This is a genomic window from Peribacillus sp. FSL E2-0218 (assembly GCF_037992945.1).
Lineage (GTDB): Bacteria > Bacillota > Bacilli > Bacillales > DSM-1321 > Peribacillus > Peribacillus simplex_B.
The window spans coordinates 3,485,897-3,502,412 of the sequence record NZ_CP150304.1; the positions used below are offsets into that span (position 1 = coordinate 3,485,897).

Sequence of the window (16,516 nt, forward strand, 5' to 3'; positions counted from 1 at the left end):
GGAGAGACAACTTATGAAGAAGAAACCGGGTTTATTCAGCCTGATCCTTTTGTTGATCATGGCAGCGATAGTACCCGTCAATCACGCATTCGGAAAAGAAGAAGGGGAAATAACCGTGACGAGTAAAGTGGTCAATGTCCGGGAAGGAGCTGGTCTCAGTTTCCCCATCGTCAAAAAACTGGCAAAAGGGGAATCATACCCCATCATTAAAGAGGAAGGTGACTGGTTTGAAATCCGGATCGACTCGAATGAAACGGGTTGGGTTGCCAATTGGTTAGTGGAAAGGAAATCGGGAACCGCCTTTGCAAAAAAAGGTTCCGGACAAGGAACGATAACGGGCAGCTCCGTCCGTGTCCGTACAGGACCTGGCACAACGTTTCAAACGGTCGGTTCCTTAACGAGGGGAACCGCAGTCGACATTATCGAAAAGAACCAAAATTGGATAAAGATCAAAACCGCGGATTTTGATGGCTGGGTTTCTTCTGACTACCTTAAGATCGAAGCTGCATCCGGAAGTACCGTGAAGAACGATGATAGCAATAAACAGGAATCAGCCAAGGAATCCGTTAAAACCGGAGTCACCCTGGTCGACCGGCTTAATGTCCGTTCCGAGCCTTCGAAAAGCGGCTCAACACTTGGAAAGCTGAATAAAAACACCTCCGTGACCGTTCACCGGATCAAAAATGATTGGGCGGAAATCGATTTTCAAGGCGGTCAGGGCTGGGTGGCGTTATCTTACCTACAGATGAGCGAGGATAAAGCGAAAACGGCAATGGCTCCGGCTGCAGACACAGCCAGGGTGACCGCTTCCCGTTTGCATGTAAGGAAGGATGCCTCCCTCAGCGCTAAGATCATCGGCTCGGTGAACAAGGATGAAACCTATTCCATATTGAAAACCAAAGGAAAAATGACACAGATCCAGCTTTCCAATGGCCAAAAGGGCTGGGTCGTGAGCTGGTACTTAGAAAAAGAGCATGTGGAAGAACCAAAGAAAAAGAAGCTCCATATAGAGGGAAACAAGATTACCATCATCCATGATGGAACCATATTGAGGTCTTCTCCCAATGGGAACGCAGGGATAGTCAGACAGGCCAATGCAGGGGAAACATTCCCTGTCATCGGCATGGAGGGCGACTGGTACTCCATTAAAGTAAAGGGTGGGAAAACAGCGTATGTTGCCGGCTGGATCGTGACGCTTGAGGGTAATTCCGAACAGATTCAACGACCGGGCGTCGAAACATATATAAAGGGTAAAACGATCGTGATCGATCCAGGTCATGGCGGAAGGGATAGCGGTACGATCGGGGTCGGAGGCACGCTTGAGAAAAACCTGACGATACGGACGGCCGAGCTGCTGCGGGACAAACTTCAGGCGGCTGGCGCTAAAGTGATCCTGACGAGAAGCGGGAATACCTATGTGCCACTGTCTTCCCGGGTGGGCACTTCACATATCCATGACGCGGATGCCTTCATCAGCCTCCATTACGATAGCACCATGGACCAAATCACAAGCGGCATCACCACATATTATTATCATGACTATCAGCAGGGCTTGGCCTCTGCACTGGCCCATTCATTCGGTTCAACCATGCAGGTGAACAATCGCGGATCAAGATACGGAAATTATCATGTCATCCGTGAGAACAAACGAGTGGCAACGCTGATTGAATTAGGCTACCTAAGCAATCCAGTCGAAGAATTGACAATAACTTCGAATGAATACCAAGAAGGAATCACCTCCGCCATCTATAATGGATTGGCGCGGTATTTCAAATGAGCTCCATGACAGTTTTCTGCCCCAAACAAAAATAACCTGCCGCGGCAGGTTATTTTTTACTTTCCAATATTAATGTTACGGGTCCATCATTCGTAAGCTGGACATCCATCATGGCACCAAATTGACCGGTTTCCGTATGGACGCCTTTTTTACGGAGCATCCCGTTAAATGCTTCATATAATTCATTCGCCGCTTCTGGACGGGCGGCATCCATGAAGTTCGGGCGGCGGCCTTTACGGCAATCGCCATACAAGGTGAATTGAGAAACGGATAAAATCGAACCTCCCACATCCAATAAGGAATGGTTCATCTTTTCATTTTCGTCTTCGAATATGCGAAGATGGACAATCTTATCGGCCAAATAGGCGGCATCCTCGATGGTATCATCATGGGTGATGCCAACCAACAGGACGAGCCCGCTGTCAATTTGACCGATTATTTGGTCTGCCACAACGACTTTCGCCGCTTTGGCACGTTGTAAAACTACACGCATGGCATGAAAACTCCTTAGTTCATGATCCTTCTAACGGAATAGACATCCGAGATTTGTTTTATACGGTCGACGACCTTCTGCAGGTGGGCAATGTTATGGATGTAAATCGACATATGAATGGTCGCCACTTTATTTCTGTCCGATTTACCGGAAACCGCTGAAATGTTCGTCTTCGTTTCATTGACCGCCTGCAGCACTTCGTTCAATAATCCGCGGCGGTCATATCCGCTGATTTCAATTTCGACGATATATTCCTTCCGCTCGTTGATCGTGCTTTCCCATTCAACTGGGACGAGGCGATGATCGGAATCCCCGCTTTCCAGGTTCGGACAGTCCTGCCTATGGACCGAGACACCCCGGCCTTTGGTGATATAACCGACGATCTCATCACCAGGAACTGGATTGCAGCAGCGGGATAAGCGGATAAGCAGGTTATCGATCCCCGGTACCTGTACACCCGAGTCGCGTTTTTTAGAGGAATTGGAGAATGTTTTCAGATCGGCCACTGCCTCTGAAATATCCGCCTCCTGCTCGACCATTTTCTGCTTCCGCCACTTTTCGGTGAGGCGGTTGACTACTTGAAGGGCAGTGATTCCGTTATACCCTACTGCTGCATACATATCTTCCTCATTCAGGAAGTTGAATTTATCAGCAACACGCTTAATGTTTTCGGGAGTCAGGATTTCCTTAAGTTCGAACTCCATATCCTTGATCTCTTTTTCAACAAGCTCTTTGCCTTTTTCGATATTTTCTTCGCGGCGCTGTTTTTTGAAAAACTGGCGGATCTTGTTTTTCGCTTGAGATGTTTGGGTAAGTTTTAGCCAGTCCTGACTTGGACCATATGAATGCTTGGACGTTAAGATTTCAATGATGTCGCCCGTCTTGAGTTTATAATCCAACGGCACCATTTTCCCGTTCACCTTGGCACCAATCGTTTTGTTTCCGATTTCGGAGTGGATCCGGTATGCAAAGTCGATCGGGTTCGATCCGGCTGGCAGTTCGATAACATCGCCCTTTGGCGTGAAAATGAATACCATATCGGAAAAAAGGTCAATCTTAAGGGATTCCATGAATTCCTCGGCATTGGTCGCGTCATCTTGGAACTCGAGTATTTCCCTGAACCATGTTAATTTCTCTTCTAGTGAAGGCTGTTCACCCACATCTTTGCCTTCTTTATAGGCCCAATGCGCTGCAACCCCGAATTCGGCAATGCGATGCATATCCGATGTGCGGATCTGGACTTCCAACGGATCGCCTTTCGGTCCGATCACGGTCGTGTGAAGCGATTGGTACATATTCGGCTTAGGCATGGCGATATAGTCCTTGAACCGGCCAGGCATCGGCTTCCAGCACGTATGGATGATTCCTAGGACGGCATAGCAATCCTTTATGCTGTGGACGACGATCCGAACAGCCAGCAAATCGTAAATTTCGCTGAACTGCTTGTTTTGCAAGGCCATTTTGCGATAGATGCTGTATATATGTTTCGGCCTGCCGGAAAGGTCAGCCTTGATATGGACTTCCTCCACGTTTTTACGCACTTCATCAATGACTTCTTCCAGGTACATTTCACGTTCTGCCCGCTTTTTCTTCATCAGGTTGACGATTCGGTAATATTGCTGAGGGTTCAAATATCTTAAGGCCGTATCTTCCAGTTCCCATTTAATCGTACTGATACCAAGACGATGCGCGAGTGGCGCAAAGATTTCCAACGTCTCGTTCGAGATCCGTCTTTGCTTTTCCTGCGGCAGATGCTTCAATGTCCGCATATTATGCAGCCTGTCCGCAAGCTTGATCAAAATGACGCGAATATCCTGGGCCATCGCCACGAACATTTTCCGATGGTTCTCCGCCTGCTGCTCTTGCTGTGATTTATACTTGATTTTCCCTAACTTGGTCACGCCATCCACGAGCATGGCAACTTCAGGACTGAAATTTTCCTCGATATCCTTCAGGGTGACCTCCGTGTCTTCAACAACATCATGTAAAAAACCTGCCGCAATGGTTGCCGGATCCATCTCAAGATCAGCGAGAATGCCCGCGACTTGAATTGGATGAATGATATACGGCTCTCCCGATTTACGGAATTGTTCTCGGTGAGCAAACTCTGCATACTTAAACGCTCTATGAATAAATTCAGCTTCTTCCGGCTGAAGATATAAGCTGGCCCGTTCCACAACCTGCTCGGCAGTCAATATTTGATCATTTGCCATTTAATCACCTTAACCCCACTTTAACTGCCACCGGATATGATCCGGATTGAGTATGATTGGTAGCACTTCCCTTTATTCTGCAAAACGTGACAATTTTTGCGAAAAAAATAAATCCGCTAAAAACGGATACAAGTGCAAATAACTTATTAGCAGAAAACTCTTTAATATTACTATTATCGAAAAAAAAGACAAGGATGTAAAGAGATAAACGAGTATTTTATTTAGAATCCTGCATTTTTTCACTGGAAATTCGACAAAATCCAGTGAAATCATGCGTAAAACAGAAAAGAGCACCCTGGTCAGAGTGCCCTTCTTTTATTAAAAGCTCATCAATGTCAAAACATCATAGCCATCTAATTTATCTTTACCGTCCAAATCAGTCAATTCGATAAGGAATGCAATCCCGGCTACAATTCCGCCAAGCTCCTCGACCAATTTGATCGTCGCCTCGATTGTACCGCCCGTGGCAAGTAAATCGTCGGTGATCAAAACACGTTGTCCCGGTTTGATCGCATCTTTATGGATCGTCAATACATCCGTTCCATACTCGAGGCCGTATTCCACTTTGATCGTTTCACGTGGAAGCTTTCCTTCTTTCCTCACTGGTGCAAATCCCACTTCCAATGAGTAAGCGACTGGACACCCGATGATGAATCCGCGTGCTTCCGGTCCCACCACTAAATCAATTTGCTTATCGCGTGCATATTCGACAATTTGATCTGTTGCGTATTTATAAGCGGCGCCGTTATCCATTAATGTCGTAATATCTTTGAAGATAACACCCGGTTTTGGCCAGTCTTGTACAATTGTTACATATTGCTTTAAATCCATTGCTTTGTTTCCTCCTCAAGGTCTGTTGCCTCATGAACTAAATAAAGATTGAACCAATCGAATAATTGCTGATAGGAAGAATAAACAAGCTCTTGTTCAAGCTCAAATTGCTCTTTCTTTCTTATGAACGATTCAGATTCACTGAGATCGCGTTTTTTCGCATTGGTTGTGAGCATAATTAACCCATTCTCTATTGTAACAAAATCCAGCTCAAAAAACACCTTTGAAATGAAATCGACCGTATCTCTGGACCATCCGCGATATTTCGCCAGGTCATCACCATACCGTTTCACATCGAGCGGCCCCTTTTTAGCCAGGAAGGCATAAAACCATTTAAAATGATCCCTTGTCGGCATCGTACTTAAGAAATGGTCCTGATCATGGGAGAAGTGGGCATAAATACGCGATGGCTTCTTATTGGCTATCACCCGTTTCAGTACATCCCTTAACGGCGGCATGTCCATGAATACCACATGCGCCTCGAAGCAATCGAGTTCATCGGCATCCTCCCCGTTCTTGATATGAACGAGATCGGGATGATTTTGTAAAAAGGGATACCTCGCATAAATATCCTCCGAGAACATGACGATTTTCCGGTTTTGAGCGGGAATGTCCGCCAGCCATTTTTCCGCCTGCCCCTTCCCGCGATAATCAAATAACTGCCAATGGTCCACCGAGATATCCTGGACGAAGATCTGCGGCTTCTTCATATTATTCCATTCATTGATGGATAGCTCCCCAATTACCGAAACCTCGGCGTGCGGCGCTATTTCATCGACAAAATGGCCGAGCCCGAACCCTACGCCATCCAGTTTGTGATTGTCCCCATCTTCAAGCTGAACTTTCAAATGATTTTGGTTCGCGCCAATTTTGCGGACGCTTGAAAGCTGTACGGAATCTATCAAAATCCTCGGCTTCGGATTCGTCACCCCAAATGGCGCAAGCAAGCTCATCTCCTGGATCGTTTGAATTGAAACGTCTGCCAAGGCCGTCGCTCCATCCAGGTCAGTAATGGGCGTGAAGTCCTCCTCCGTTAGCTGTTCCTTCGCGATCACGTTCATGCGGTCCCTAAGCTCCTGAACATCGTCCATTTTCAACGTCATTCCGGCTGCCATCGGATGTCCGCCAAAATGGGGCAGCAATTCCCGGCAGGATGAAAGGCTTTCGAAAAGATCGAATCCGGCGATGCTCCGTGCTGAACCTTTGGCCAATCCCTTTTCCCGGTCATAGCTCAAAACTATCGTGGGACGGTAAAAGCGTTCAACAAGTTTGGAGGCGACGATCCCCACCACTCCTGCATTCCAGCCTTCTCTTCCGATGATGAGCACACCATTGGACTCCAGCGGGAAGTTTTCCTCGACTTCCTTGATCGCTTCTTCCGCCATCGTAGCGACCATGGCTTGCCGTTCTTTATTGATATCATTGATTTCATTGGCAAGCTCCATCGCTTCCGCAAGGTTTGCCGCCATCAATAGATCGACAGCCGGGTCGGCATCGCCAAGCCGTCCGACTGCATTGATCCTAGGAGCCATGGCAAAGCCGATCGATTCCTCATTCAAGGCTTCCTGTTGGACATTCGCCACTTTCATTAAGGCAACAAGCCCCGGTCGGCCAGTCAAACGCAGCTGCTCAATTCCTTTTGCTGCGATGAGGCGGTTCTCCCCTTTTAAAGGCACTAAATCGGCAATGGTACCGATTGCCGCTATTTCAAGCAAATCCTCAGGCAGTTCTCCAAGCAAAGCGTGCGCCAGCTTAAAGGCGACGCCCACTCCGGCAAGGTCTTTAAAAGGATAGGAACCCTCTTCCAGTTTAGGATGGATGATGGCCAATGCCTTGGGCAGTACAGGTCCCGGTTCATGATGATCGGTCAGGATATAGTCCATGCCAAGCTCGCCGGCAAGGTCCGCTTCGGCGACTGCCGAAATTCCGGTATCGACGGTGATCAATACCTTCACTCCTTGCTCAGCCGCCAGGCGGAACGCCATTGGATTCGGGCCATAGCCCTCCGTAAACCGGTTCGGAATATAAAAGTCCACATCGGCTCCCATCCGCATCAGCGTCGTCAACATCACGGTGGTCGATGTCACTCCATCCGCATCATAATCACCGAATATCCTTATTTTTTCTCCGTTTTGAATCGCTTCTCTTATTCTATATACGGCTTTATCCATATCTTTCAATAAAAATGGGTCATGGAAAGTTTGATTTTTTACAAATAAAAAGGATCGGGCACTATCGATCGTATCCAGGCCTCGATTCACAAGCAGGGCTGCAACCAAAGGTGTGATATGAAGCTCTTCCGCTAGTATAGCAACTTTGTTTTCATCGGCAGTTCGCAAGTTCCACCGCGTTTTTGGCTTTAACATGAATTCACCCCTCAATTTACTTATTATACAAAACGAGTATGCCGGTTTCAATTTTATTTTAAATCCAAGGGATTCCCAAGATTTATAAAGAAAGCTCTTTTCGTGAAGATGGTTGTTTTTAAAACGAAACGATTTACGTATGATTGGAGCAGTTTGCGAGACGGAGGCGGGACCGGAGTAAAGCGTCAAAGTATGCGATAATAGCCATCAAAAAAGAAGGCTGGCATGATGCCAGCCTTCCCGATCTTATTAAACTTGCCCTTCAAGGCTTTTTTTCTTTTCTTTTGCCGTATTTAGCGGACCTTTCTTCTTCAATTCCCTGATTTTTAGATCAAGCCAGAATTGGGAAGCGATCAATAGCGATGAATACACACCGCATATCAGCCCGATGAACAGGGCAATCGAAAAGTTCCTGATGGCTTCACTGCCGAAAATCATCAAGGCGATAACCGTAACGAGTACCGTCAGCACTGTATTGATCGATCTCGTCAGCGTTTGCCTGATACTGATGTTCACGATATTCTCAAGCTCTTCGACGGTTTTGATTTTACGGCTGAAACGTAGGTTTTCCCGAATCCGGTCAAACGTAACGATCGTATCATTGATGGAATAACCGACGATTGTCAGAACCGCAGCAATGAAGGTGATATCCACCTCAAGGCGAAGCAAGCTAAAAATCGTAACGATGAAGAACGCATCATGAACGAGTGCGACGACGGCCGGTACAGCCATTCGCCATTCAAACCGTATCGATACATACAAGATGATACCGAGTGAGGCGATCGCCAAGGCAAAGATGGCATTTTTCGCAAGCTCTTTCCCTACCGTCGGTGATACGGTGCTCACATTCGGCTCTGCCCCGTAATCCTTCTTGAAATGATCCTTCAAAACAGCGATTTCCTGCTTATCAAGAACACCAACCGTCCGGACGACAGCATTTTTGTTTTCTTTTCCAGCAAGTCTGACATCCTTGATATCATTGACATCAATGCCGGCCTTGCCCATTTCCGTTTCGACCTGTTGAGTCGTCAGGACATCCTTAGATGCAACTTCAATGCGGGTTCCGCTTGTGAAGTCGATTCCCAGATTCAAGCGAAAAACGAACAGGAAGATGATCCCGATAATCGTAATCCCGATCGAAATGCCATAAAAAGCCTTCCGATGCTTGACGAAGTCGATTTTATCGAAGCGTGTCGGCAATGACATTAAATTGATCTTCTCGTTTAGGTTATGAATATATTTCTTCTTCACGCCAAACCATGATGTGCGTTTGTCGAGGAACCCGCTTTTCACCCACAGGCTCATGAATAGACGCGTACCATAAACGGCAGTGATGAAGCTCATTAAAATCGAGATGATCAAGGTCGTCGCAAACCCTTTAACCGAGCTTGTCCCGTAATAGAACAGGACGGCTGCAGCAAGCAAGGTCGTCAAGTTCGCATCCATGATCGTGCTAAGCGAGTTTTTCGTACCTTCTTTATAAGCCGCTTTTACAGTACGGCCAAGCTTCAGTTCATCCCTGATCCGCTCATAGGTTATGATATTGGCATCGACGGCCATCCCGACCCCGAGCACCAATGCCGCTATACCTGGAAGAGTAAGGACTGCGTTCATCCACTCGAAGACCAGCAGCGTCAGGAAGATATAGACGCTCAGTGTGACGACGGCAATGAATCCCGGGAAGCGGTAATAAACGAGCATGAAGATGAAAATGAGTGCAATCCCGATGATGCCGGCAAAAATCGTATCGTTCAGTGCGCCTGCACCAAATTGGGCTCCGACAGACGTGGAGTATTTTTCCTTCAAGTCGACAGGCAGTGCACCGGCATCAAGGAGGTCTGCAAGCTCTTTCGCCTCTTCAACCGTGAATTGCCCTGTAATGTATACCTTTTTCGTATTGAAAACTTCACTGACAGCAGGAGCGGATATCATATTGTCTTGTGAAGCTTTATCCTTGATGGAATCTTTGCCTTCCTCGAAATCCAGCCAGATGGCAAGAACATTCGTAGGTACTGGCATCGATGAAATTTTTTGCGTGATTTCTTTAAACTTGTTCACATCTTTCAATGTGACTTCTACGACCGGTTTATTATCTTGGAACGTTTGTTTCGCGCCGCCTTCCTTCAGGTCCGCACCGGTCATCATTTCCTTATCGTTATAATCCCGAAAGGATAATTTAGCTTGTGTCGAAAGGATTTCACGAGCGTTATTTTGGTCTTTAACCCCGGCCAATTGAACCCTGATCCGGTCTTTCCCTTCGATTTGAATATTAGGTTCACTAACACCCAAAACATTGACACGACGCTCAAGTGAGCTTACTGTAGCCCGTAAAACCTCCGGGGTGATCTTTTCCCCAGACAGCGGCTTCACTTCATATAACACTTCAAAACCGCCTTGAAGATCAAGTCCCAGCTTGATATCCTTTAGGATTCCTTTTGAAGTCGTTCCCATCGCTGCGAAAATCAAAAGAACGATCAGAAAAAACGCAACGATCCTGCTTCTTTTTACCATTATGTAGTAGGCCCCTTTCTATAATCCGCCTGTTCCTGAAGTTTAAAAACCTGTCATTTATTTTGTTTATATGCTACCTGCATTTCCCTTGCTTCCTGAAAAAAAGACACAGCTACCCATGCTTTTTTTCCAAAAAAAAGCATAACCATATCTATTATGAGTCATTTATAAACAGCTGTCAATTTAAGTATATCTTTGCGTCATTGCTTTAAAAGTTCTTTCAATTCCTCCTCGGATAGCGGCTCAAATAAGTTTGGTGATTTATATGCTTCGACCATTTGGAAGTTCATGAACTGGTTGCTCGAAAATGTCACGATATCGGCGACAAGCTCGTGAAGATGAATGTTTTCCTGCGGGCGCTTCCATTTGTTTTTCGTTAAGGTTCCCCAGATATCCTCCTCTGTAACGGCATTCAATCCAACCATTTGAAATTCCTCGCGCTTGCTCTTCAAGAATGGACGTACCTTTACATAATAGCTTTCATAGGGATGATTCATTTTCGCCATCACTTTGCCTCCAGTAAAAATGTTCTCTATCGATTGCGCATTTTCTTAAAAGGGCTCCAATCAGTTGCCAGAACGCAAACAAACACTTTTGTCATGCTTTGTCCAAGTACAAGCATATAGATAATTGTATAGCATAACCGCTTTTTTGAGAAGGCAGGGAGGGAGTTCAATGTCTAAATTTTTAAAAGGGACGCTGATATTATTAATCGCAAGCCTGATTACAAGAGTTCTTGGGTTCATTAACCGCATTGTCATCGCCCGCTTCATCGGCGAAGAAGGCGTTGGTTTATATATGATGGCTTTACCGACCCTCTTTCTCGTCGTGAACATTACCCAATTGGGGCTGCCGATCGCCATTTCCAAGTTTGTGGCCGAAGCCAATGCCCGGGGTGACGAACGGAAAATCAAAAAGATCCTCGTCGTCTCTTTGGCCTGCACCTTTGCTCTATCGATGATTTTCACTCCTGCGATGCTGTTGTTCGCACCCGTTCTCTCAGAATACTTATTCACTGATCCACGAACGGTCTGGCCCCTGATGGCGATAGCGCCAATCGTACCGATCATCGCGATATCATCGGTACTGCGCGGGTATTTCCAAGGCAAGCAAAATATGAAGCCCTTCGCTTTCTCGCAAGTGATCGAACAGGTGGCGCGCATCACCTTCATCGCCGTCCTGACGAAGGCCTTTTTGCCCTATGGGATTGAATATGCGGCAGCCGGAGCGATGTTCGCCTCGATAATCGGTGAGCTCGTCTCCCTCATTTACCTTTTGACTAGCTTCAAGCTAAAGAAGCATTTTAAGTTCAGGAAGAATTTTTTCAAAAATGTGAAGTCTGGTAAGGGGACGTTCACGGAATTGATGGGGATTGCGCTTCCTTCCACCGGAAGCAGGATGATCGGCTCGCTTTCATGGTTTTTCGAGCCGATTGTGGTGGCGCAGAGCTTGGCCCTTGCCGGTGTCACCGCAGCCGCAGCCACGAGCCAATACGGTGAACTGACAGGATATGCGCTGCCACTGCTCATGCTGCCTTCGTTCATTACATCATCATTGGCGACTGCCCTTGTACCGGCAGTCAGTGAGGCACGGACGACCGGGAACTTCCTGCTCGTTGAACACAGGCTGCAGCAGGCCCTGAAAATCACATTTATCACAGGCTGCTTAGCCGTCGTCATTTTGTTCATCTTTGCCGAACCGATCCTGCAAGTCATGTACGGCTCTTCACATGCCGCCGTTTTCATTAAATTCCTGGCACCTTTCTTCATTCTCTTTTACTTCCAGTTCCCGCTGCAGTCCATGCTTCAAGCATTGGACCTTGCAAAAGCGGCCATGTTCAACAGCCTGGCGGGTAACATTCTCAAAATCGGTGTGATCTGGCTCCTCGCATCAAAGGAAAGCTTCGGGATCATGGGGGCCGCAGTAGGTATAGCTGTCGGTTCGATGCTCGTCACCTTCCTGCATTTTTCCACCGTGCTGAAGGTCGTACCCTTCACGTTGCATTTCCGGAGCTATATATCTGCTTTAATTCTTGCTTTAATCTCTGGCTGGGGCGGCTATTATCTGTATCAAGCCCCGCTCTCGGCACAGCCCCTCGTACCAAGGCTGCTGCTGTCCGTAACGGTCGTGATCCTGCTTTTCACCTTTTTCCTGCTCATGACCGGCAGCATAAAAAAAGCGGATTTGATCCGGATTCCTAAGGTAGGCGGCTTTTTATCGAAGTTCGCCTGGAAATAATATGAACCGAAGCATTAAAAGGCTTCGGTTCATTTCTTCGTTTCATTTTTATCGATGTAAAATTGGCCATCTATGTACCCACAAATCGAAATCTCCTGGATTTTCGATTCACCATGTTTTTTCAGCTGGTGTCGAAGCCAAAATTGATTTTTTCCAATTTTATAAAGATTATTTTCCTGTATCTTCCCATCAATGATAAGGGGATATGGCGTTTCCTTCGTTTTCGTCCTTTTGCCTTGGGTGTTTTTAATGACCGAAAGTTTTCCCGACGATTCGAGAATGGCAAATTGCACTTCATTCAGATCATTGATTCCTTGTTCTCGCAGCTGGGTCAATAAATCATCGAAATTATATCGTTGCTTACGCATCGCCTTTTCATCTATTTTCCCTTGATTGATGATAATCTGAGGTGTACCGTCGACGATGTTCCGAAACCTGATGCTTTTCAATGATATGAACGCCAATATGATCTGGATGAAAGCGAGAACGAACATCGGGGTGATTTGCTGAAAAAATGGTTTATCCAAATCTTCAAAGGATAGGACTGCTATGTCCCCTATCATGATGGATACCACTAAATCAAGAATGCTCAGCTCCCCGACTTCCCGCTTACCCATCATCCGGAAAAGGAATAAGATGACTAGATAGATCACCGTCGTTCTAAAAATAATAGCCAGATAGGTATCCACTTCACTAACACATCCTTCATCCATAGCATGGCTTGGAAATTGAAAAATTACTCTATAATCTTTTCGAATTTCGCGGAAGCTGCTTAAACCTGGTCTAAAGGCTTCGTGTGGGGAATATGCTTGTACAAACACATAAACAGGCTAAAACGTATCAGCCTTTAAAAAGGAGGAATACCCATCGAAACTAAAAAAATGAGTGTCGCCGTAATTTATGGCGTAGGCTCCATCTTTGCCATAGCGATGATTGCAAGTTTGATCGTTTCCATCCTTCTTCGTTTCACTTCATTGACGGAATCATCCCTGACATACGTGGTCATGATCGTTTCCTTTTTATCGCTGTTCATTGGTGGATTCATTTCAGGAGGCAAAGGGAAAAAGCAAGGTCTATTCTTAGGCGGCAGCACCGGCTTGCTCTATCTGTTGATCGTGTTCCTTTTTCAATACTTGGGTCATGACGCACTCTTCACCATCAAGCAATGGATCTATTATGGCTGTTTCGTCATCACGGCCATGATGGGCGGCGTGCTTGGGGTCAATATGAGCTCCGACTCACGCACCCATTAAAAAAACAAACGAAACCGGGCATCCTTGCCCGGTTTTCATTTGTTGAGAAAAATCGCGCCGAGGAGGCTTCCCTGAACGCCCGCTGATAAGCGCGTGTTTGCAACGCTTTATGCTTAAACCTCAAAAACACTGGCTAATTTATTTCCCTATAATGTTGAGCCGAGCCTCCACCGGGATATGCCAGTGCCTCCAGTGGAAATTAACGTTCAATTACAACAAAAAAACTGTAGACAAACTCCATTTTCATCGAGTTTGTCTACAGTCGGAACCGGCCACACGGGCCGGTTTTCATTATTAAATCGATACTTCTTTATTTGGTGCACTTTCCGTAATTTCACGGATTGCAGCACGGTCGAATGTCAATTTAGTACCATCTGGTGACTTTATGACGATTTGCAATTCATCGATTGCATCGATTGTTCCGTGCATGCCGCCGATCGTTGCAACCTTATCACCTTTTTTCAAGCTGCTTTGCATGCTTTGTGTAGCCTTTTGGCGTTTTTGCTGCGGACGGATCAATAAGAAATAGAACAATACGAACATTAAAATTAATGGAAGTATTTGAGTTATTGCCATTTGTAGATTCACTCCTTTCGCTCATTAAAATATTTATGGAATTAGAAGTTTCTCGCATTCGGTTTATTGAAACCATACTGCTCGAAAAACTCTTCCCTAAAGTCTCCAAGACGATCTTCTCGAATGGCTTGTCTGACCTGTTCCATCAAGTTTAACAGAAAATGCAGGTTATGATAAGTCGTAAGACGAATCCCAAAAGTTTCTTCACATTTAATCAAATGGCGGATATATGCCCGGCTATAATTCTTGCAGACATGACAATCGCAATTTTCGTCGATAGGTCCAAAGTCGCGTGCATACTTTGCATTTTTCACGACTAGGCGGCCATTGCTTGTCATCAGTGTACCGTTACGCGCGATTCGCGTCGGCAATACACAGTCAAACATGTCGACACCGCGGATGGCCCCATCGATCAAGGAATCCGGCGAGCCTACGCCCATCAGGTAACGCGGTTTATTGGTTGGCAGCAACGGACTTGTAAACTCCAGTACGCGGTTCATGATATCCTTCGGTTCCCCGACGGATAGCCCTCCAATAGCATAACCCGGAAAATCGAGTGAAACAAGGTCTTTTGCACTTTGTTTACGAAGGTTTTCGAACTCCCCGCCTTGAACGATCCCGAACAGCCCTTGATCGTTCGGACGCTCATGGGCATTCAAGCAGCGTTCAGCCCAGCGTGATGTCCGTTCCACCGACTTCTTCATATACTCCTCGGTTGCCGGGAATGGCGGACATTCATCAAATGCCATCATGATATCGGAGCCAAGTGCATTTTGGATTTCCATCGCTTTTTCAGGAGATAAAAATAGTTTATCGCCATTGAGATGGTTCCTGAAATGTACGCCCTCTTCCTCAATTTTGCGGAACTCGCTCAAACTGAAGACTTGGAAGCCACCGGAATCCGTCAAAATCGCCCGATCCCAGTTCATGAACTTATGCAATCCACCGGCTTCCTTGATGATCTCATGCCCAGGACGCAGCCATAGATGGTACGTATTGCTGAGGATGATGCCTGCCCCCATCTGTTTCAGATCTTCCGGGGACATCGTTTTGACAGTAGCAAGCGTCCCTACCGGCATGAACGCCGGCGTTTCAAATGAACCATGCGGCGTATGGACCCGGCCCAGCCGTGCCCCTGTCTGTTTACATGTTTTGATTAACTCATATCGTATTGCTGTCAACGCAATAACTCCCTTCAAGAGCTTATCACTCTTATATTACTTAATTAACATTGCATCTCCAAAACTAAAGAACCTGTATTTTTCTTCCACTGCCGTTTCATAGGCATGAAGGACATGCTCCCTGCCAGCTAATGCAGAAATAAGCATGATTAAAGTCGATTTCGGTAAATGGAAGTTCGTAATCATCGCATCGATCCCCTTAAACTCATAACCAGGGTAAATGAAGATGCTCGTCCAGCCACTAACCTCCTTGAAGACCCCATCATTACCGGACGCGATCGTCTCCAATGTCCTTGTGGACGTTGTACCGACCGTAATGATTCTCCCACCGTTTCCTTTCACTTCATTAAGCAAACGCGCCGTGCCTTCCGTCATTTGATAAAATTCGGAATGCATTTCATGGCTGTCGATATCGTCCACACTGACGGGACGGAACGTGCCAAGCCCGACATGAAGCGTGATGAAGGCGATATGAACACCCATCGCTTTCAGCTTCTCGAGCAACTGCTCGGTAAAGTGCAGCCCGGCCGTCGGGGCGGCTGCCGATCCACGTTCACGCGCGTAGACCGTTTGATATCGATCCTGGTCGTCAAGCTGCTCCTTAATATACGGAGGCAGCGGCATTTCCCCGAGCTTATCCAGTATTTCATAAAAAATACCTTCATATTGAAACTCCAGGATACGGCCTCCATGCTCAAGTACGCCTGTACAGACGGCACTTAGCTTACCATCACCAAAGACGATTGTCGAACCTTCTTTTATACGCTTGGCGGGCTTTACAAGGGTTTCCCAAACATCATCATGCTCTTGCTTGAGCAGTAAAACTTCAACCTTTGCACCCGTTTCTTCCTTGCTTCCATATAGTCGTGCCGGCAGCACCCTCGTATCATTCAACACAAGGCAATCTCCCGGTTTGATATATTCAGTGATATGGCTGAAGACATCATGCTCGATCTTGCCCGATTCCTTGTCCAGCACCATCAACCGACTAGCTTCCCTATCTTCCAAAGGAACTTGGGCAATCAGTTCCTCCGGTAAATGAAAATCAAACATATCCAATTTCATCTATTCCACTTC

General features: G+C 46.4%; 13 protein-coding genes. 3 read left to right on the forward strand and 10 right to left on the reverse strand.

All coding sequences use genetic code 11. The annotated features are described in order from the left end of the window. The first annotated feature begins 13 nt into the window (after positions 1–13). On the forward strand, positions 14–1,777 hold the full coding sequence (locus tag MHI53_RS16775; RefSeq protein ID WP_340371783.1) for an SH3 domain-containing protein: 1,764 nt from the start codon (positions 14–16) through the stop codon (positions 1,775–1,777). A 49-nt stretch (positions 1,778–1,826) separates the two neighbouring features. On the opposite strand, the gene dtd is transcribed toward MHI53_RS16775, so the two are convergent. From dtd to MHI53_RS16805, 6 genes are all read right to left on the reverse strand, one after another. Further along, positions 1,827–2,270, reverse strand: coding sequence for a D-aminoacyl-tRNA deacylase (gene dtd / locus MHI53_RS16780; RefSeq protein ID WP_061143710.1), 444 nt, complete (start codon positions 2,268–2,270; stop codon positions 1,827–1,829). Between the two features lie 14 nt (positions 2,271–2,284). After that, entirely contained in the window at positions 2,285–4,483 is a 2,199-nt protein-coding gene (locus tag MHI53_RS16785; RefSeq protein WP_061143711.1) for a bifunctional (p)ppGpp synthetase/guanosine-3',5'-bis(diphosphate) 3'-pyrophosphohydrolase, read from the reverse strand. 318 nt (positions 4,484–4,801) lie between these two features. Then, positions 4,802–5,314 (reverse strand): adenine phosphoribosyltransferase, encoded by a 513-nt coding sequence (locus MHI53_RS16790; protein WP_064462123.1) that lies wholly within the window; start codon positions 5,312–5,314, stop codon positions 4,802–4,804. Next, a complete protein-coding gene (recJ, locus tag MHI53_RS16795) occupies positions 5,305–7,680 on the reverse strand; it encodes a single-stranded-DNA-specific exonuclease RecJ (protein ID WP_340371784.1) in 2,376 nt (791 codons plus the stop codon). The genes MHI53_RS16790 and recJ overlap by 10 nt, the downstream gene beginning before the upstream one ends. 249 nt (positions 7,681–7,929) lie before the next feature. After that, positions 7,930–10,191, reverse strand: coding sequence for a protein translocase subunit SecDF (gene secDF, locus MHI53_RS16800; RefSeq protein ID WP_340371785.1), 2,262 nt, complete (start codon positions 10,189–10,191; stop codon positions 7,930–7,932). A gap of 200 nt (positions 10,192–10,391) precedes the next feature. Next, entirely contained in the window at positions 10,392–10,697 is a 306-nt protein-coding gene (locus MHI53_RS16805; RefSeq protein ID WP_061143716.1) for a post-transcriptional regulator, read from the reverse strand. Between the two features lie 169 nt (positions 10,698–10,866). On the opposite strand from MHI53_RS16805, the gene spoVB reads away from it, so the two are divergent. Next, entirely contained in the window at positions 10,867–12,429 is a 1,563-nt protein-coding gene (gene spoVB, locus MHI53_RS16810; RefSeq protein ID WP_340371786.1) for a stage V sporulation protein B, read from the forward strand. A 29-nt stretch (positions 12,430–12,458) separates the two neighbouring features. Here the strand turns inward: spoVB and MHI53_RS16815 are convergent, their stop codons facing one another. Then, the gene (locus MHI53_RS16815) at positions 12,459–13,118 is read right to left on the reverse strand and encodes a DUF421 domain-containing protein (RefSeq protein ID WP_232732479.1); all 660 of its coding nucleotides are present in this window, start codon (positions 13,116–13,118) and stop codon (positions 12,459–12,461) included. Between the two features lie 192 nt (positions 13,119–13,310). On the opposite strand from MHI53_RS16815, the gene MHI53_RS16820 reads away from it, so the two are divergent. After that, positions 13,311–13,682 (forward strand): TIGR04086 family membrane protein, encoded by a 372-nt coding sequence (locus MHI53_RS16820; RefSeq protein WP_185113134.1) that lies wholly within the window; start codon positions 13,311–13,313, stop codon positions 13,680–13,682. A gap of 294 nt (positions 13,683–13,976) precedes the next feature. Here the strand turns inward: MHI53_RS16820 and yajC are convergent, their stop codons facing one another. The 3 genes from yajC to queA are packed head-to-tail and all read right to left on the reverse strand — an operon-like array spanning position 13,977 to position 16,504. Beyond that, positions 13,977–14,258 carry a preprotein translocase subunit YajC gene (yajC, locus tag MHI53_RS16825; RefSeq protein WP_061143720.1) on the reverse strand — a complete coding sequence of 94 codons (282 nt, stop codon included), beginning with the start codon at positions 14,256–14,258 and terminating at the stop codon, positions 13,977–13,979. A 41-nt stretch (positions 14,259–14,299) separates the two neighbouring features. Further along, complete coding sequence (tgt, locus tag MHI53_RS16830; RefSeq protein WP_061143721.1) at positions 14,300–15,439, reverse strand: tRNA guanosine(34) transglycosylase Tgt; 1,140 nt, start codon at positions 15,437–15,439, stop codon at positions 14,300–14,302. A 36-nt stretch (positions 15,440–15,475) separates the two neighbouring features. Then, positions 15,476–16,504: a tRNA preQ1(34) S-adenosylmethionine ribosyltransferase-isomerase QueA gene (gene queA, locus MHI53_RS16835; RefSeq protein WP_340371787.1), complete on the reverse strand. Its 1,029-nt coding sequence runs from the start codon at positions 16,502–16,504 to the stop codon at positions 15,476–15,478. Positions 16,505–16,516: the final 12 nt, after the last annotated feature.